Here is an 18,847-nt window from a genome sequence, read left to right as displayed (position 1 = left end):
AGCAGCGGGAAAAGCAGCAGATTCAGCGTCCTGAGCATGCCGCAGAGTGGCATTGCAGACGCGCTGCGGCGGCTGCGGGTCGCCTAGACCCGGAATGGCACCGGACTCGGCTTGGCGATCGCGTGGCCTTGCAGGTAGTCCGCGCCGAGTCGGCGCCAGACGGTGGCAAGGGCTTCGGTCTCGATCTGGGTGACGATGATCCGGCTGCCGACGATGCGGGCGAGGCGCATCGCGGTTTCGGCCAGCGTCTGGTCGATGCTGTCATCGGCGATCTTCGCGAACTGCTTCGAGTCGAGCTTCAGGATATCGATCGGCAGCTGCCGCAGCTGGTCGATCACGGAAATCTGGCGGCCGACGCGCTGGTCGATCGCGATGCGGGCGCCGAGCTTGCGCAGCGCGGCGCAGAAGCGCTGGGCCTGCAGCGGCTGGTTCGCCAGCATGTCGTCGCGCAGTTCGAAACAGAGCTTGGCGACCGGCACCTGCGGGTGACTGTTCATCTGCTCGGCGATGTAGTCGATCAGCCCCGGATCGCCGAGCGAATCCGCCGACAGGTTGATGCCGCAGAACGACAGCCGACCGCAGAGCGGGGCGTCGTTGGACAAGCGGGCGAACAGCTCGCGGATCACCCAGCGATCGAGCCGCGAGCCCAGCAGATGGCGTTCCGCAACCGGCAGGAACACGGACGGCGGTGCCCAGAAGCCTTCCTCGTCCTCCAGCGACAACAGCGCCTCGAACACTTCGCCGTCGACGACATGGCTGCGCGCGGGCTGCACCGACTGCGTGGTCAGATGGAACAGGTGATGTTCGAGACCCCGCTCGATCCGCTGGACCCACAGTTCTTCCTCGGCGGCGCCATTGCCGTTCTCCTGCGACGGGTCGTACAGCACCACGCGCGGACCATTGCGGGTGTGATCGCAGGCGATGCCGGCGCGGCGCATGATTTCGGTGGCCGATTCGACGGTCGGATCGATCAGGCACAGGCCAAGGCCGGCATCGAGCTCGACCCAGTCCGGACCGGCCAGCAGGCGCTGTTCGCTGATCTCGGCGCGCAGCGCTTCGGCCACGGCGCGGGCGCTGGCCTCGTCGCTGGCTTCGAGCAGCACGGCAAAGCGGTCCGGCGTCATCCGGAACACGCGCTCGGCGCCTTGCATGAGCGCCGCCAGCCGCTCGGCGCTGCTGGCGGCGAGGGTGTCGGCCTCGGCCATGCCGAGCCTTCCGCGAACCTGGCGCAGCACCGGCAGATCGATCTTGACCAGCACCTGCGTGACTGGCGGCGCAGCACCGCTGGCAGCGCCGGCACGGACCTGCGCCAGGGCCAGCGCCTGGTTCTGCACGGCGCTGATGCGGCGCTCGCAGGCGCGGCGGCCAGCCAGTCCGGTGACCGGATCGTCGGCCTCCGCCGTGCCATCGCCACGGCCGCTGCGCACGGCCTGGCCCTGGCGCCGCAGCAGGATCAGCGCACCGGTCAGCCGATCGAGGCGGCTCATGACCGGCAGCACGGTCAGGCCGAGCTCGCGCTCGGTGCCGGCGCCGCCAGTACCGATCCAAACCCCTTCGGGATGCTCGATCCGGGCGCCGGTCTCGATCAGCTGACGCCACAGGTCCGGCAGCGCCGGGCTGTCGCCGGGGCCGCTGCGCACGGCGAACACGGCGCTGAACGGCTGACTGCGCAGGCTACGAGCCGAGGCGTTGAGCCATTGCTCGGCCACGGTGTTGATGTCGTCGATGCGGCCCTGATCGTCGAGCACGATGACGCCTTCGTCGACGCCGTCGAGCAGCCGGCCATTGCGCTCGGCCAGTCGCAGCAGCGCTTCCTGCGCGCGGACCCGTTCCGCGCTTTCGCCCGCGAGCTGGCCCGCGGCGATGCTGGCGCGATCCTGCATCTCGCGCAGGCGGGCGCTGCGCTCGTTGTGCCAGTGCGCCAGCAGGCCCAGTTCGCTGCCGGTCGATTCGTCCAGCGTCACCGCCAGCCCGTCACCGTTGCTTTCGGCCGCGGCCAGTTCCCGTGTCATCTGCCGCAGCGGCCGGATCACGGCGCGGCGCAGCAGCGCAAATGCGATCACCAGCACCAGTGCCGAGGTGCCGAGCGTCAGCACCAGGGCTTCGGTGATCAGGTAGACGGTGGTGTCCTGGCCTTCTCGCGATGGCGACACGCTGACCAGCTGCCAGCCGGTGTCGGGCAAGGTCGACAGCACCAAATACGCGTCTTCGCGCAGCACCGGGTCCTCCGGCTGCGACAACTGCACGGCGGGCTCGATCGCCCGCCGGTCGTCGCGATTCCAGGTCGCGGCCAGCGTGTCTTCGGCGTCGCGGCGCGACAGGTCGCGGCTGTTGTCCTTCAGCGACGACACTTGCCGCGCGTCGTAACGCGACGAGCGCAGCGCATCGGCACGGAACGCTTCGAGCCGCTGGTGGACGGCCAGCGCCAGCGCGTTGTAGCGATCGTCGCGCTTGGCCAGATCGGCAAGGCTGCGGCTGGCGGCGGCATCCTTGCCGACCAGCGAGCGCGCCAGCGGCGACAGCGCCAGCAGCCGGCCGTCGCGATCGGCCAGCAGTGCGTAGCTGCGGTTGTTGTCGGAGCCGCCGGCGAAGCGCGTGGCCAGCGCATCGAGATCGATCACCACGGTGGTCACGCCCTCGAACCCGCGCGGGCCGTCGACGCTGGCGGCGCAGCTGACGACGTCGCGATCGAGCAGCGGGTCGCGATACGGCGCCGACCACAGGCAGCGACGACCGCTGCCGGCAATCCGTGCGGCGACATACCAGGGCTCGCGCCAGTATGGAATTGCGCTGGCTGCGTTGTAGTCGTCGCGCAGTTCCAGCTTGATGCCGTTGCTGCCGCCGGACAGTACCCGCCAGAACTGGCTGTTGCGGCGGCTGCCGGCCGCGGTGGACGCAGGTTCCGGCCACAGTCCGATGCCGATGATCGGCAACTCGGCGCCCAGGCGTTCGCCGAGCCGTTCGACGATCTGGCTGCGGGCGGGTGACGGTGGCTCGGCAGCGATCAGCGCCAACGCCTGCGCTAGACCATCGGCACTGCTCGTGATCTGGCGCAGCTCGGCGCCGATGCGGCCATTGATCGCCATCTCGTGGCGGAAGGTGGCGCGATCCAGCCCGGTGCCGATCAGGCGCTGTCCGGCGTAGAACGCCACGCCGCCGAGAAACGCGAGCAGCACCGCAAAGAGCAGCCCCAGCTTGAACTGCAGGCTTTGATACCAGCGAAGGCCGGTTTGTCCGGCAAGACGCGAACGCTGGGAGCTCATGCGGACCAGGAATGTCACGGTGTCAGGCGTGGCCGGAAGATGACACGAACGTCTGGCCAAGACCATGGGTTTCCGAGGCACGGCAAGCCGTGCGACTTGAGTGCCACGGGTGCAAGCGCCGTGCCCGCGGCAGGTTCTGGAAAGGCAATGCTGCCAAGGGCTTCCGCGAGACTCTGCAGGTGAGTCCGAGGTCGACGCCCGGCCTCAGCGTTCGCTGCCGGCGATCAGCTGGGCAAGGCTGCCGTCGGGCCGACTCAGCGCCTCGATCGGCAGGCCGTAGACCGCGCTCAGGCGCTCGGCATCGAGCACGTCGGCCGGGGGGCCGCTGGCCACGAGCCGACCGCGATCGAGCAGGCTGACCACGTCGGCATGGCGCAGCGCCAGATTCGGATCCTGCAGGATCGCGAGCACCCCGACGCCGCGATCCGCCAGCCGCCGCATCGTGATCAGGCTGTGATGCTGGAACGCGAAATCGAGGCTGGCGGTCGGTTCGTCCAGCAGCAGGTAGCGGCCGGTCGGATCCTGATCTCCCGCGTCATCGGCAGCGATCTGGACCAGTGCCCGCGCCAGCTGCACGCGTGCCCGCTCGCCGCCGGACAGCGCGGGGTAGCGGCGATCGGCGAGCGCCGCCGCGCCGGCCTGCTCCAGCGCCAGCATCACCTTCCGTTGTTCTGCCGGCGACGCGTCGTCGCGCTGCCACGGCAAGCGGCCGAGGCCGACAACCTCGCGCACGGTGAACGGGAACGGCAGGCTTTCGCGCTGCATCATCACGGCACGGCGGCGGGCCAGCGCCATCGGCGGCCAGTCGGCGAGCGAGCGGCCATCGAGCACGACCTCGCCACGCGCGGGGTGCAGATCACCGGCCAGCAGGCCCAGCAGGGTCGACTTGCCGGCGCCGTTCGGCCCGAGCAGCACATGCAGTTCGCCCGGCGCGACGCCGAGGTTCACGCCTTCGATCCGGCGTGGCGTGCCCGGCGCGAACGCCAGCGCGTGTGCGACCAGGCCTGTCACGTCAGCCCCGCTCGGTCGCGCAGGCGCAGCAGCAGCGCCAGAAAGAACGGTGCTCCGAGCGCCGAGGTCAAGGCGCCGACCGGCCACTCCGCAGGGCTGGCCACCGTGCGCGCTGCGAGATCGGCGAGCGTCAGCAGACTGGCGCCGAGGAGGGCGGATGCCGGCAGGAGCAGCCGATGCCCCGGCCCGGCGACCAGTCGCAGCGCATGCGGAACGATCAGGCCGACGAAGCCGATGATGCCGGCGAGCGATACCGCGGCCGCCGTGGCGAGCACCGCCAGCAGCAAGGTGCGGCGTTTCAGGCGCTCGACATCGATCCCCAGATGCCGCGCTTCGGCCTCGCCGAGCAGCAGCGCATCGAGCCCGCGTGCCTCGCGCGGCAGCCACAGGGCGATCAGCAGCAGCACCGGGCCGGCGATCGCGATCTCGGGCCAGCCGGCCCGGCCGAGATTGCCGTACATCCACAAGGTGAAGCCGCGCAGGCCCGGATCGTCGGCGCGGGTGGCCAGCAGGCCGACGATCGCTGCGACGAAGGCATTCACCGCCGTGCCGGCCAGCAGCAGGGTGACGAGGCGGGTCTGCCCGTCCGTGCTCGCCAGCCGGATGACCAGTGCCGCCGTCGCAAGCCCGCCGGCGAACGCCGCCAGCGGCAGCAGCCAGGGCCCGGCCGGGTTGTCGACCCCGATCCGGGTGTAGACGATGGCCGCGGCCAGCGCGCTGCCGGCCGAAACGCCGACCAGCCCCGGTTCGGCCAGCGGATTGCGGAAGAGGGCCTGCATCGTCGCGCCGGATTCGGCCAGCGCTGCGCCGATCAGTACCGCCAGCAGCACGCGCGGCAGCCGCAGTTCAAGCAGCGCTGTGGCCGCGACGTCATCGCCACGGCCCGCCAGCGCCTGCCATAGCGCCGGACCGAGCGAGACCGTGCCCAGGGTCAGTGCCAGTGCCACCGCTGCGGTCAGCAGCACGACCAGCGCGGGCAGCAGCAGCGCGGCGGGGAGACGAAGCATGGCGGGCAGAGCGGTCGGTGGGGCAGGCGTGGCGAATGCTTGATCGAGCCGGCCGCGATGACCGGCGCTGCTCGAAGGCGCTGCAGTGTCTCAGTTTGCTGCGCCGCGATCACCCTGCAGCGTCGGCACGTGCGTTGACGCGGGCGAACGAGGTGCGCGCGAGAATGGCCGGGCGTGACCGGTCGGCGACCAGAAATCGGGCTTTCCATCGCGGGCGGCCAGCGCCTTTCGGCTGGTATACTCGGCGTCTACGTCGGATTTGCGGCCGGATCGCGAGTCTGGTGCGGGGAGAGCAGGCGAGAGTGGCGGAATTGGTAGACGCACTGGATTTAGGTTCCAGCGCCGCAAGGCGTGCGAGTTCGAGTCTTGCCTTTCGCACCATGGCTGGACCGTTGGCGTCGAACAGCGCGAACCTTTCAGGAATTCGACGCGATGCCTGCGGCCGGTCCTTCCGGCGATCGCCACAAATGCCTTGACAATCAGACCGCTACGCTAATACGGCGGCCCACGTTTCATTCATCACCACCTTTTCAAGAGTCAACATTACGATGGAAGTGCAAGTCGAATCCGCCGGCGGTCTGACGCGCCGGCTGCATGTCACGATCCCGGCCGATCGCTTCGAGCGCGAGTTCGGCGAGCGCATCAAGAAGATCGCCGGCCGCGTGCGCGTGGCGGGCTTCCGTCCGGGCAAGGCGCCGCTGAAGGTGGTGCAGCAGCAGTACGGCGCCGACGCCCGCAATGATGCCGTCGGCGAACTGGTTCGCCAGACCTGGCCGGAAGCGCTGGCCCAGTCGAAGGTGGTTCCGGCGAACTCGCCGAACTTCCAGATCACGACCGAAACCCTCGGCCAGCCGATGGCCTACGTCGCCACGTTCGACGTCTACCCGGACATCGTCCTCGGCGATCTGACCCAGATGACGCTGGTGCGTCCGCAGGTCGAGGTCACCGAAGCCGACATTGCCCGTCTGATCGACAACCTGCGCAAGGCCCGTCGCACGCTGGAACCGGTCGAGCGCGCCGCGCAGGTCGGTGACGTGGTGAAGGTCGACTTCGAAGGCAAGCTCGACGGCGAAGTGTTCCAGGGCGGCAAGTCCGAGAACACCGAGATCGACCTCGGCGAAGGCAAGTTCCTGCCGGACCTCGAGAACGGCATCGTCGGCCACGCGGCAGGCGAAACCTTCGAAGTGCCGGTGAACTTCCCGGCCGATTACCGCAATGAAACGCTGGCCGGAAAGCTGACCCAGTTCACGGTCACGATCAAGGAAGTGCGCGAGCCGAAGCTGCCGGAGATCAACGAGGAGTTCCTGCAGCAGCACGGCGTCGAGGAAGGCGGCATCGAAGCCCTGACCGCGAAGTGCCGCGAAGCACTCGAAACCGAGCGTGACAAGGCGGTGACGGCGCGCCTGAAGCGCGACGTGATGGAAGCGCTGCACACCATGCACCCGATCGACGTGCCGGCCAGCCTCGTGGCCGAGGAAATCGACCGCATGCGCGCCGAAACGGCCGAGCGCATCGGCGCCAACCGTGGCGGCAACAAGCTGAAGCCGGAACAGCTGCGGGCGATGCTGCCGGGCGAAATGTTCGAGCCGGGCGCCAAGCGCCGCGTCGCGCTCGGTCTGCTGATCGGCGAAGTGATCAACGCCCGCAACATCCAGTTCGATCCTGCCCGCGTCGACGCCGCGCTCGAGCGCATCGCCGGCGATTTCGAGGATCCGGCCGAAGTGCGCAAGGTCTATCAGTCCCGTCCGGATCTGATGCAGGGCCTGCGCGGCGTCGTGATCGAAGAGCAGGTGGTGGAAGGCCTGGTCGCGACGGCGCAGGTCAGCGACGTCCCGATGTCGCTGGAAGAATTGTTGAAATCGCAGAATCAGGCCCAAGTTGTCTGAAGACAGCGGCAAAGCGCTGCAATGGGTCCGCCGGTTGCAAGGCCGGCGGACCTTCTTGATCACCGAAACCTGGAATTCCGATGACTGACATTCGCAACCGTTCGCAGCTGGTCCCGATGGTGGTCGAGCAGACCGCCCGTGGCGAGCGCGCGTTCGACATCTACTCGCGCCTGCTGAAGGAGCGCGTCGTGTTCATCGTCGGCCCGATCGACGACTACATGGCCAACCTGGTCGTCGCGCAGCTGCTGTTCCTAGAATCCGAAAACCCGGACAAGGACATCCACCTGTACATCAACTCGCCCGGCGGCGTGATCACGTCCGGCCTGTCGATCTACGACACGATGAAGTTCATCAAGCCGGATGTGTCGACGATGTGCATCGGCCAGGCGGCCAGCATGGGTGCCTTCCTGCTGTCGGCGGGGACCAAGGGCAAGCGCTACGCGCTGCCGAACTCGCGCGTGATGATTCACCAGCCGTCCGGCGGCGCGCAGGGTCAGGCCACCGACATCGAGATTCAGGCCCGCGAGATCCTGTATCTGCGCGAAAAACTGAACAAGCTGATGGCCGACCACTGCGGCCAGCCGCTGGAAAAGGTCGCGCACGATGTCGAGCGCGACTACTTCATGAATTCCGAGCAGGCCAAGGCCTACGGTCTGATCGACACCATCATCGACAAGCGTTCGGCCGTCGCTGCACCCGCGTCGACCTGATTTTCCGCTTGCGGCGGCGGTGTCGCCGGAATGTTGACGCACCGCACGCTGCGTGCCGCAGCATGGAACTTGCAGTCATTTTGTTGTCATACAACATGATGCTATAAGTGTTGAAGAACCTTGATTGAGGTTGGAAATGCCTGACAACGTACGCAGCGGCACCCAAGGCGGCCGTGTGCTGTATTGCTCGTTCTGCGGCAAGAGCGAGCACGAAGTGCGCAAGCTGATCGCCGGCCCGTCGGTGTACATCTGCGATGAATGCGTCAATCTGTGCAACGACATCATTCGCGAAGAAGTCCACGCCAAGCCGCAGGTGAAGGGCTTGCCGAAGCCGCAGGAAATCCGCGCCGTCCTCGATGAATACGTCATCGGTCAGGATCAGGCGAAGAAGGTGCTGTCGGTTGCCGTCTACAACCACTACAAGCGGCTGAGCCAGAAGGGCTCGACCGATGGCGTGGAGCTGTCGAAGTCCAACATCCTGCTGATCGGGCCGACCGGTTCGGGCAAGACGCTGCTCGCCGAGACGCTGGCGCGTCTGCTCGACGTGCCGTTCGCGATCGCCGATGCCACCACGCTGACCGAAGCCGGCTACGTCGGCGAAGACGTCGAGAACATCATCCAGCGCCTGCTGCAGAAGTGCGACTACGATGTCGAGAAGGCGCAGCGCGGCATCGTCTACATCGATGAAATCGACAAGATCTCGCGCAAGAGCGAGAACCCGTCGATCACCCGCGACGTGTCGGGCGAGGGCGTGCAGCAGGCCCTGCTGAAGCTGATCGAAGGCACCATCGCCAGCGTTCCGCCGCAGGGTGGCCGCAAGCATCCGCAGCAGGAGTTCCTGCAGGTCAATACGGCCGGCATCCTGTTCATCTGCGGCGGCGCGTTCTCCGGCCTCGACAAGGTGATCCAGAACCGTACCGAAAAGACCGGCATCGGCTTCGGCGCCGACGTCAAGTCGCAGAAGGACAGCCACCAGGTCTCGCGCATGCTGCTCGGCGTGGAACCGGAAGACCTGATCCGCTACGGCCTGATTCCGGAATTCGTCGGTCGTCTGCCCGTGCTGGCGGTGCTCGAGGAACTGGATGAGAAGGCGCTGATCTCGATCCTGAAGGAACCGAAGAACGCGCTGGTCAAGCAGTTCGGCAAGCTGTTCCAGATGGAAGGCTGCCAGCTCGAGTTCCGCGAAGATGCCCTGAACGCGATCGCCCGCAAGGCGCGTGATCGCAAGACGGGCGCCCGCGGCCTGCGCACGATCCTCGAAACGATCCTGCTGGACGTGATGTACGACCTGCCGTCGATGCAGAACGTGTCGAAGGTCGTCGTCGACGAGTCGGTGGTGAAAGGCGAGGCGAAGCCGTTCATCGTCTACGAGAACCTGGAAGCGCCGCGCCGGGACGTCAAGAACTCGGCCTGATCGGGTCTTGACCGAAAAGCCCGCCCCGTTCGTTCGCGGCGGGTTTTTTTTCGGCCGCGGGACCGTCATTTGCAGGAACTGCTGCTTGAAACACCGGTGATCGGACGCAAGTCCTCGTTACTGCATAATCACTATCAAAGTCGTTTTCGAACCCGACCGAGGTTGCCCCAGTGCCCAGCACGACCGAAGTTTCAACGCCCGTCCTTCCGCTGCGCGATGTCGTGGTCTATCCGCACATGGCGATCCCGCTGTTCGTCGGACGCGAGAAGTCGGTCAAGGCGCTGACCGCCGCGATGCAGGACGGCAAGCGCATCCTGCTGGTTGCGCAGAAGCACGCCGATACCGACGAGCCGGGTGTCGACGACCTGTACGACACCGGCACGCTTGCCTCGATCCTGCAGTTGCTGAAACTTCCGGACGGCACGGTGAAGGTGCTGGTCGAAGGTGCGCAGCGCGCGCGCGTGACCAAGCTCGAGATGACCGGCGATTATCTGACGGCCGAGTACCGGATGATTCCGCCGGATGAAAGCGGCTCCAGCGGCAGCGAGGCCGATGCCGTGATGCGTGCGGCCGTCGCCACGTTCGAGCAGTACGTGAAGCTGAACAAGAAGGTGCCGGCCGAACTGCTGCCGAGCCTGACCAGCATGGATTCGCCGGGCCGCCTGGCGGACGCCATCGCCGCGCACCTGTCGCTGAAGCTGGAAGACAAGCAGAAGGTGCTGGAAATCGGCGATCCGAAGCCGCGTCTCGAATACGTGCTGGCGCAGCTCGAAGGCGAAATCGACATCCTGCAGATCGAGAAGAAGATTCGCGGTCGCGTGAAGCAGCAGATGGAGAAGAACCAGCGCGAGTACTACCTGAACGAGCAGATGAAGGCGATCCAGAAGGAACTGGGCGAGCTGGAAGATGCGCCGAACGAACAGGAAGAGCTGGCCCGCAAGATCGCGAAGTCCGGCATGCCGAAGGCGGCCAAGACCAAGGCCACGGCGGAACTGAACAAGCTGAAAATGATGCCGGCGATGTCGGCCGAAGCGACTGTCGTCCGCAATTATCTGGACGTGATGACGCAGGTGCCGTGGAAGAAGGCGAGCAAGACCAACATCGATCTACCGAAAGCGCAGGATCAGCTCGATTCCGATCACTACGGGCTCGAGAAGGTCAAGGAACGCATCCTCGAATATCTCGCCGTGCAGGCGCGGGTGAAGAAGCTGAAGGGCCCGATCCTCTGCCTCGTCGGCCCGCCGGGTGTCGGCAAGACCTCGCTCGGCCGCTCGATCGCGCAGGCGACCAATCGCAAGTTTGCGCGGATGTCGCTCGGCGGCGTGCGCGATGAAGCGGAAATCCGCGGCCATCGCCGCACCTACATCGGTTCGCTGCCGGGCAAGATCGTGCAGAACCTGACCAAGGTCGGGGTCAAGAATCCGCTGTTCCTGCTCGACGAGATCGACAAGATGAGCACGGATTTCCGTGGCGATCCGTCATCGGCGCTGCTCGAAGTGCTCGATCCGGAGCAGAACAACACGTTCCAGGATCACTATCTCGAAGTCGATCTCGATCTGTCGGACGTGATGTTCATCTGCACCGCGAACACGCTGAACATTCCGGCTCCGCTGCTTGATCGCATGGAAGTGATCCGCATCCCGGGCTACACCGAGGACGAGAAGCTCAACATCGCCAAGCGTTACCTGATCCCTAAGCAGATCAAGGAAAACGGTCTGAGCGATTCCGAGCTGGAAATCACCGAGGGCGCGATCCGTGCCGTCATCCGCACGTACACGCGCGAAGCCGGCGTTCGCAATCTCGAGCGCGAGATGTCGAAGATCGCGCGCAAAGTGGTCAAGCAGGTGCTGCTGAAGCCGACGGAGAAGACAGTCAAGGTCACCGAGAAGAACATCGACAAGTATCTCGGCGTGCCGCGCTTCCGTTACGGCCGCGCCGAGGAAGCGAATCAGGTCGGGCAGGTCACCGGGCTGGCGTGGACCGAAGTCGGCGGCGAGCTGCTGACGATCGAATCGGCGCTGACCTCGGGCAAGGGCAAGCTGACGCAGACCGGCAGCCTCGGCACGGTCATGCAGGAGTCGATTCAGGCGGCGCTGACGGTGGTTCGTTCGCGCGCCAAGCAGCTCGGCATCGATCCGGATTTCTATCAGAAGCACGATCTGCACGTGCACGTGCCGGAAGGCGCTACGCCGAAGGATGGACCGTCGGCCGGCATCGGCATGTGCACGGCGCTGGTGTCGGCATTGACCGGCATCCCGGTGCGTGCCGATGTCGCGATGACGGGTGAAATCACGCTGCGAGGCGAAGTGCTGCCGATCGGGGGCCTGAAGGAGAAGCTCCTGGCGGCTCAGCGCGGCGGCATTCGCACAGTCATCATTCCGCAGGACAACGTGAAGGATCTCGCCGACATCCCGGACACGATCAAGGGCAAGCTCGATATCGAACCCGTGCGCTGGGTCGACGATGTGCTGCGCATCGCGCTTGAACGTCTGCCGGAACCGAAGGCCGTCGTCGAAGGTGCTGCAGCACCAACGCCGGCCAGCAGCGAAGGCGTCCGCCCGCACTGAGCACCCGTCTGGTGCGTGACCCTTTCCACAAACGTGGCAAGGGTCACGAAGCGTGTTGGCGTTTCGTTGACGCTCCGAAACCCGCTTGATATAACGATTATTCGAGCATCTGGCGTTGCGACAGACGCTAATCCGGCTCGCACGCCGACCCGGTTCAACAGAACGGCGGGAAGGACTTCCAAGCCATCACAGGCACAAGCCGATTCAAACCAAGAGGGGATAAGAACCATATGAACAAGTCTGAACTGATCGCCGCGGTTGCCGACAAATCCGATCTGTCGAAGGCCGATGCCGGCAAGGCGATCGATGCGCTTGTCGAAGTTATCGGCAAGGCGCTCAAGAAGAATGATAAAGTCTCGCTTGTCGGCTTCGGCACGTTCTCGATTCGCAAGCGTGCATCGCGCACCGGTCGCAATCCGAAGACCGGCGCAGCGTTGAAGATCGCCGCCAGCAAAAATCCTTCATTCAAGGCTGGCAAAGCGCTGAAAGACGCAGTAAAATGACAGACCAGTTCAGGCAGACAACCTGAAGCCAGTAGGGTGCTTAGCTCAGTCGGTAGAGCATCGCCTTTACACGGCGGGAGTCGGGGGTTCGAGCCCCTCAGCACCCACCATCAAACTGGAAGTTTTTTGTAGTTCGCGGAGCGGTAGCTCAGTCGGTTAGAGTATCGGCCTGTCACGCCGAGGGTCGCGGGTTCGAGTCCCGTCCGCTCCGCCATGTAACACCCAGGGCGCTCCTAGTGAGCGCCCTCTTTATTTACGAGACCGAAAGCCATGATGCAGCAGATTCGCGACGGACTGAATGGTCCGGTCATCATCGGGGTGCTGTTGTTGATCATCGGTATCCCGTTCGCTTTCAGCGGGATCGAGGGCTATTTCCAGAGCAATGCGGATCCCGTCGCGGCCAAGGTTGGCGACGTCAAGATCACCAATGCGCAACTCCGTCAGGCCTACGATCAGCGGTATCGCCAGCTGCAGCAGTTGCTCGGCGAGAACTTCCGCGCTGACCAGATCAATCCGCAGCGGATGAAGGAAGGGGTCCTTCAGGATCTGGTCCAGGAATCGCTGCTGCGTCAGCAGGCTCGTTCCAGCGGCTTCCGCGCCGGCGACGTCGCGCTGCGGGATTACCTCACGGTGATTCCGGCATTTCAGGAAAACGGCAAGTTCTCCGCGCAGAAGTATCGCCAGTTGCTGGCGCAGGTCGGACAGACGCCGGATGGCTTCGAATCGCAGCAGCGCGAAGCCCTCATCGTCGAACAGCTTCGCGATCTCGTTCTGGGCACGTCGGTGGTGACCACGGACGAAGCCGCGCTCGCGACGCGTCTGGCCAAGCAGGAGCGCGAATTCGCTTATCTGCAGTTCGAGCCGGCGAAGTATCTGCCGGCGGTCGAGGTTTCGGCCGAGCAGGTGCAGGCGCGATATGACGAGAAGAAGGCAAGCTTCCAGGCGCCGGAGCGAATCAAGCTCGCGTTCGTCGAACTGGCGTTGAGCAAGCTGCCGAAGGCCGCGCCACCAACGGCCGAAGTCCTGAAAACCCTGTACGAGTCTGAAAAGGCATCGCGCTTCACGACGGCTGAGACGCGCAAGGCCAGCCATATCCTGATCAATTTCGGTGCCGACAAGGCTGCCGCCAAGAAGAAGGCAGATGATCTGTCGGCACAGCTGAAGGCGGGTGGCGACTTTGCGGCGTTGGCCAAGACCAGCTCCGACGATGTCGGCAGCAAGGACAAGGGCGGCGACCTCGGTACCGTCAAGCGTGGCGACAGCGTGCTCCCGCCGAAATTCGAGGCGGCGCTGTTTGCGATGGCGAAGGCGGGTGATGTCAGCGAACCGGTCGAGACCGAATTCGGCTTCCACCTGATCAAGCTGGAAGAACTGGTGCCGGGACGCGTTCAGGCATTTGAAGAAGCCGAAGTGCAGAAGACGCTGACCGATCTCTACATCAACAAGGAACAGCAGGCGAATCTGCAGGAAAAGACCAAGCTTCTCGAAGATCTGGCGTTTCAGAACGAAGGAACGCTGGAGCCGGTCGCCAAGGAACTGGGCCTGACGATCGAGACGACGGATTGGTTCACGCGTGCCGGTGGTGCCGGCATCGCTGCCACGCCGGCCGTGGTCGAGGCTGCGTTCGGTCAGGACGTGCTCAGCGACAACGTCAACTCGAAGCCGATCGCGATCGATGGCGATCGTCTCGTCGTCGTGCGCAAGGCCGAATACGAAGCGCCGCGTCAGCGTGAGCTTGCCGAAGTTGAGCCGGCCATCCGCGAAGAGCTTCGCAATGAACAGGCGAAGGCCAAGGCGGCCGCGGACGCGGCGACGGCGCTGGCGGAACTGAAGGCCGGCAAGAGCATCGACGACGTCGCCAAGGCGATGGGTGCGACCGTTCAAAATCCTGGCCCGAGCACGCGCGATCGCAGCGGCATTGGCCTGGAACTGCTGAAGTCCGTATTCAAGCTGCCGCGCCCGAAGGATGGCGGCAGCAGTTTCGGCGAGGCAACGCTCGAGGGCGGCCCGATTGCGGTGGTCGTGCTTACCGCCGTTCGCGATGGCGCGGCGAAGTCGCCGAGCGATACGGGCAGCGAAGTGGCGAGCATCCGCGATGCACGCGCCGGTGCCGAGTTCAATGCCTATCGTGAAGCGCTCAAGAAGCGCATCGCGGTCGACGTCAAGCCGCTGGCTGCCGAAGAACCGATCACTCCATAACGCTGCCGCCTCATCGGCAGCGGCCACCACTGACGCAGCAGGGATCGCATGAAACTTCACTGGCAGATTGCGATTGCACTGGGATTGGCGGTGGCCGTCGGTTCACTGGTTCCGGCTGACAGCGATGTGATCCGCTTCTGCGGCTTCATCGGCGGCCTGTTCCTGAACGGTCTGAAGATGGTGGTGGTGCCGCTGATCGTGTCGTCGATCATCGTGGCGCTGCTGGGCTTCGGCGACGTCAGCTCGCTGGGCCGGATCGGTGTGCGGTCGATGGTGTACTACATCGTCACCTGCTTCCTCGCGGTCGTCACCGGCCTGGTGATGGTCAACCTGTTCGAGCCGGGCATCATCGATGGCAAGCCTGCCGGCGAACTGCTCGGGTTGTCGGCGGGGGCCTCGAAGGTCAGCGAACAGGTGTCGAGCGCCAAGCTGGCCGACATCGGCGACGTCTTCTATCGGATGGTCACGCCGAATCCGATCAAGGCCGCGGCGGAAAGCGACCTGATCGGTCTGGTGTTCTTCAGTCTGCTGTTCGGCTTCTTCGCATCGCGCCTGCCGGGCACCATCGGCAAGACCCAGCACGAGTTCTGGGAAGGCGTGCGCACGACGATGATGGGCATCACCGGATTCGTGATGCGCTTCGCGCCGCTCGGCGTGTTCGCGCTGGTGGCGAAGGCCTTCTCGACGACCGGCATCGAAGCGATCCGCCCGCTGGCCTGGTTCTTCGTCGCCACGCTGTGCGGTCTGGCCATGCACATGTTCGTCATCATGTCGCTGGTCCTGTGGGGCGTGGCGCGGGTGTCGCCGCTGCGGATGCTGCAGGCGATGTTGCCGGCGTTGCTGACCGGATTCTCGACCTCCAGTTCGGCTGGCACGCTTCCCGTGACGCTGGACTGCCTGCGCAACCGCGCGCACGTGTCCGAGCGCGTCACCGGCTTCACCCTGCCGCTGGGGGCCGCGATCAATCTCGACGGCACGGCGCTGTACGAATGCGCCGTCGCAATGTTCCTCGCGCAGGCTTATGGGCTTCATCTCGATTTCACGACGCAGTTCGTGATCGTCTTCCTCGCCGTGATCACCTCAATGGGGGTGACCGGCATTCCGTCGGCCAGTCTCGTCGCGATCGCCGTCATCCTCGGCGCCTTGGGCTTGCCGCTGGAAGGCATCGGCGTGATTCTTGCTGTTGATCGGGTGCTCGACATGTGTCGCACCGCGGTCAACATCTACGGTGATGGCTGCGGCGCGGTGGTCATCGGCCGGCTTGAAGGCGAGCAGGACATCCTCAAAGCGCCGGCTTGACCCGCGGTGCGTGGCGCCGCCACGCACGCGCATCCGCGATTCGATGTTCGATCGCGTTGACCGTTGTTCCGGTCATTGCTGCCGCTGCGTCTATATGACGTTCTGATTAAGCGGCATCAATTGCGCGCTTGATCACTCGCAGTACTCTCCACGGGTAGGTTGTTTAAACCACCGGTTTTGACCGTTTCAAGCTTGAAATTGTTCAGGTTTTGTGAACGTCTTGATTCCGGCCAACGACACGCCAGTGATTAGGGAGAAACCATGGAACAGTATCATCAGGCCCCGCAACGGGCCCAGCGGCGGACAGCGTCACGCGGTTTTGCCGTAGCAGCAATTGCAGCTGGAATTTCGATGTTCAGCCTGTCCGCAGCCGCCAAGGACGGATTCCCGCAGCAGATCATCGTCAAGTACAAGGACAGCGCGCTGGTCTCCAAGAAGCAGGAGACGGCGATTGGCGACAAGCTTCGCGCCATTGGCGCGCGCCGCGGCATGCTGCTGCAGCGCATGCGCACGATGGGCACCGGCGCGGAAGTGATTCGCGTTGATCGCGATCTCGACGCTCGCGACCTCGCCGATGTGCTGGCCGAGTTCAAGTCCGACCCGCGCGTCGAGTACGCCGAGGAAGACATCATCGTCAAGCCGTTCCTGACGCCGAATGACACGCGCTACAACGAGCAGTGGCACCACTTCGAGAACGCGGCCGGCATTCGTTCGCCCACCGCCTGGGACGTCAACACCGGGACCGGCGCGACGATCGCGATCATCGACACCGGTCATCGCCCGCATGCCGATTTCGCGGGTGCGATCGTTGGCGGTTACGACTTCATCTCGTCGACCACCAACAATGACGGCAACGGTCGCGATTCCGATGCCAGCGATCCGGGCGACTACAACTCGGCCGGGCAGTGCGGTGTGGGCTCGCCGGCTTCGAACTCGAGCTGGCACGGCACTCACGTGACGGGCATCGCCGCCGCGCGCGGCAACAATGCGCTCGGTGTTGCCGGCGTGGCCTACAACGCGCGGATCGTTTCGGTCCGAGCGCTCGGCCGTTGCGGCGGTTCGATCTCCGACATCGCCGACGCCATCATCTGGGCTTCCGGCGGCACGGTCTCTGGCGTTCCAGCCAACCCGAACCCGGCGCAGGTCCTGAACCTGAGCCTCGGCGGCGGCGGCGCTTGCAGCGCAACCTCGCAGGCGGCCGTGAACAGCGCCCGCAGCCGCAACTCGACGGTCGTCGTGGCCGCCGGCAACTCGAACCAGAACGCTGCCAACTTCAATCCGGCCAGCTGCACGGGCGTGATCACGGTGGCGTCGCTGGGTCGTACCGGCGCGCGCGCGGGCTATTCGAACTTCGGCGCAACGGTTGAAATCGCGGCCCCGGGCGGCGATCAGTCGACGGGCACGGCGAACGGCATCCTGTCGACGCTGAACAGCGGCACCACGGTTCCGGGTGCGGACAGCTACGCGTTCTACCAGGGCACCAGCATGGCATCGCCGGTGGTCGCTGGCGTGGCCGCGCTGCTGTACGCGCAGAATCCGTCGATCACGCCGGATCAGGTCCTCGCGCGCATCCAGAGCACGGCCCGCGCATTCCCGGTGACGTGCAGTGGCGGTTGCGGCGCCGGTGTCATCAACGCGACTGCAGCGCTGACCGGCACCACGCCGCCTCCGCCACCGCCGCCGAGCTGCCCGACCGGCTACACCAGCTACACCGGCACGGTCAGCACGGTGAACGGTTCGGTCTACGCGCCGAACACCACCGGCTTCACTGTGGCCACGGGTACGGCGCTGAACGGCATCCTCACGGGCCCGGCCGGCACCGACTTCGACCTGTATCTGCAGCGTCGTTCGTCGACGGGCACCACCTGGTCGAATGTGGTGTCGGCGACGACGACCTCGTCGTCCGAAACGATCAACTCGACGGGCGGCTCGGGCTTCAACTACCGCTGGAGAATCTACTCGTACGCCGGCACGGGCACGTTCACCTTCTGCGGTCGTCCGCAGTAAGGCTCCAACGCGCTGAAGTGGTTTGAAAGACAAGGCCCGGGACAGTTCGCTGTCCCGGGCTTTTTGTTGCCCGGCAGTTCTTGCCGCGGCCGCTGCACGCTTCACATGCAAAACAAAAACGCCCCACCGGTTTCGCCGGCGGGGCGTCGGATGCTGCAGGCGTTTGAGGCGCTGGATCAGCCGGCGGCGATCGCGTCGAGCGAAAAGCCCATGATGCTGAAGCCGGCGTCGACATAGATGATCTGACCGGTGATGCCCGAGGCCAGATCCGACGACAGGAACGCCGCCGTGTTGCCGACTTCATCGGTCGAGACATTCCGCTTCAGTGCCGAGCCTTTCTCGGCATGGCTCAGCATGCCGCGGAAGCCCTTGATGCCGGCAGCAGCCAGCGTCTTGATCGGCCCGGCGGAAATGCCGTTGACGCGAATGCCTTCCGGACCGAGCTCCGCCGCCATGTAACGCACGTTGGCTTCGAGACTGGCCTTGGCCGGCCCCATCACGTTGTACATCGGCACCGCCTTCTCTGCCCCGAGATAGCTCAGCGTCAGCAGACTGCCCGCGCGACCCTGCATCAGCGGACGAGCCGCCTTGCCGAGTGCAGCGAACGAGTAGGCGCTGATGTCATGGGCGAGGGCATAGCCTTCGCGGGTCACCGTTTCCAGATAGCCGCCGGCCAGCAGTTCGCGCGGCGCGAAGCCGATCGAATGGATGACGATGTCGATGCCGTTCCACTGGCTTTTCAGCGTGTCGAACACGGCGCTGATCTCGGCATCGCGCGTCACATCCAGCGGCAGGACGATGTTCGAGCCCTGCTCGTGGGCGAATTCCTCGACCCGGCTCTTGAGCTTGTCGCCCTGATAGGTGAATGCCAGTTCCGTGCCTTCACGACGCATGGCTTCGGCGATGCCGGTTGCGATCGAGCGCTCGCTGGCAACACCGGTGATGAGTGCTTTCTTGCCCTGAAGGAAACCCATGCCGCTC

General features: G+C 65.2%; 12 protein-coding genes and 3 tRNA genes. 11 read left to right on the top strand and 4 right to left on the bottom strand.

Annotated features, from left to right (window positions below; genetic code table 11):
* Window positions 1-83: 83 nt before the first annotated feature.
* The 3 genes from QZ951_RS09125 to QZ951_RS09115 form a co-directional block, all read right to left on the bottom strand.
* On the bottom strand, window positions 84-3,281 hold the full coding sequence (locus tag QZ951_RS09125) for an EAL domain-containing protein (RefSeq protein WP_293000232.1): 3,198 nt from the start codon (window positions 3,279-3,281) through the stop codon (window positions 84-86).
* A gap of 186 nt (window positions 3,282-3,467) precedes the next feature.
* A complete protein-coding gene (locus tag QZ951_RS09120) occupies window positions 3,468-4,274 on the bottom strand; it encodes a heme ABC transporter ATP-binding protein (RefSeq protein ID WP_293000231.1) in 807 nt (268 codons plus the stop codon).
* Window positions 4,271-5,281 (bottom strand): iron ABC transporter permease, encoded by a 1,011-nt coding sequence (locus QZ951_RS09115; protein ID WP_293000230.1) that lies wholly within the window; start codon window positions 5,279-5,281, stop codon window positions 4,271-4,273. The genes QZ951_RS09120 and QZ951_RS09115 overlap by 4 nt, the downstream gene beginning before the upstream one ends.
* Window positions 5,282-5,577: 296 nt before the next feature.
* On the opposite strand from QZ951_RS09115, the gene QZ951_RS09110 reads away from it, so the two are divergent.
* From QZ951_RS09110 to QZ951_RS09060, 11 genes are all read left to right on the top strand, one after another.
* A tRNA-Leu gene (locus QZ951_RS09110) sits at window positions 5,578-5,662 on the top strand.
* Between the two features lie 167 nt (window positions 5,663-5,829).
* Window positions 5,830-7,167, top strand: coding sequence for a trigger factor (tig, locus tag QZ951_RS09105; protein ID WP_293000229.1), 1,338 nt, complete (start codon window positions 5,830-5,832; stop codon window positions 7,165-7,167).
* Between the two features lie 80 nt (window positions 7,168-7,247).
* The gene (gene clpP / locus QZ951_RS09100; protein ID WP_293000228.1) at window positions 7,248-7,877 is read left to right on the top strand and encodes an ATP-dependent Clp endopeptidase proteolytic subunit ClpP; all 630 of its coding nucleotides are present in this window, start codon (window positions 7,248-7,250) and stop codon (window positions 7,875-7,877) included.
* A gap of 136 nt (window positions 7,878-8,013) precedes the next feature.
* Window positions 8,014-9,291 carry an ATP-dependent Clp protease ATP-binding subunit ClpX gene (gene clpX / locus QZ951_RS09095; RefSeq protein WP_293000227.1) on the top strand — a complete coding sequence of 426 codons (1,278 nt, stop codon included), beginning with the start codon at window positions 8,014-8,016 and terminating at the stop codon, window positions 9,289-9,291.
* Window positions 9,292-9,461: 170 nt separating this feature from the next.
* The gene (lon, locus tag QZ951_RS09090; RefSeq protein WP_293000226.1) at window positions 9,462-11,858 is read left to right on the top strand and encodes an endopeptidase La; all 2,397 of its coding nucleotides are present in this window, start codon (window positions 9,462-9,464) and stop codon (window positions 11,856-11,858) included.
* A gap of 230 nt (window positions 11,859-12,088) precedes the next feature.
* A complete protein-coding gene (locus tag QZ951_RS09085; RefSeq protein WP_293000225.1) occupies window positions 12,089-12,361 on the top strand; it encodes an HU family DNA-binding protein in 273 nt (90 codons plus the stop codon).
* A gap of 34 nt (window positions 12,362-12,395) precedes the next feature.
* Window positions 12,396-12,471, top strand: a tRNA-Val gene (locus tag QZ951_RS09080).
* Between the two features lie 27 nt (window positions 12,472-12,498).
* Window positions 12,499-12,575 (top strand) — tRNA-Asp (locus QZ951_RS09075).
* A gap of 56 nt (window positions 12,576-12,631) precedes the next feature.
* Window positions 12,632-14,560, top strand: coding sequence for a SurA N-terminal domain-containing protein (locus QZ951_RS09070; protein WP_293000224.1), 1,929 nt, complete (start codon window positions 12,632-12,634; stop codon window positions 14,558-14,560).
* A gap of 48 nt (window positions 14,561-14,608) precedes the next feature.
* Window positions 14,609-15,859 (top strand): dicarboxylate/amino acid:cation symporter, encoded by a 1,251-nt coding sequence (locus QZ951_RS09065; protein WP_293000223.1) that lies wholly within the window; start codon window positions 14,609-14,611, stop codon window positions 15,857-15,859.
* A 351-nt stretch (window positions 15,860-16,210) separates the two neighbouring features.
* Window positions 16,211-17,866 carry a S8 family peptidase gene (locus tag QZ951_RS09060; RefSeq protein WP_293000222.1) on the top strand — a complete coding sequence of 552 codons (1,656 nt, stop codon included), beginning with the start codon at window positions 16,211-16,213 and terminating at the stop codon, window positions 17,864-17,866.
* Window positions 17,867-18,042: 176 nt separating this feature from the next.
* On the opposite strand, the gene QZ951_RS09055 is transcribed toward QZ951_RS09060, so the two are convergent.
* Window positions 18,043-18,840: an enoyl-ACP reductase gene (locus tag QZ951_RS09055; protein WP_293000221.1), complete on the bottom strand. Its 798-nt coding sequence runs from the start codon at window positions 18,838-18,840 to the stop codon at window positions 18,043-18,045.
* Window positions 18,841-18,847: the final 7 nt, after the last annotated feature.

Origin of the sequence: Nevskia sp., assembly GCF_021732705.1 — a bacterium.
Taxonomy (GTDB): domain Bacteria; phylum Pseudomonadota; class Gammaproteobacteria; order Nevskiales; family Nevskiaceae; genus Nevskia.
The sequence above is the reverse complement of the archived record's forward strand: the minus strand, read 5'-3'. Positions and strand labels throughout refer to the sequence as shown.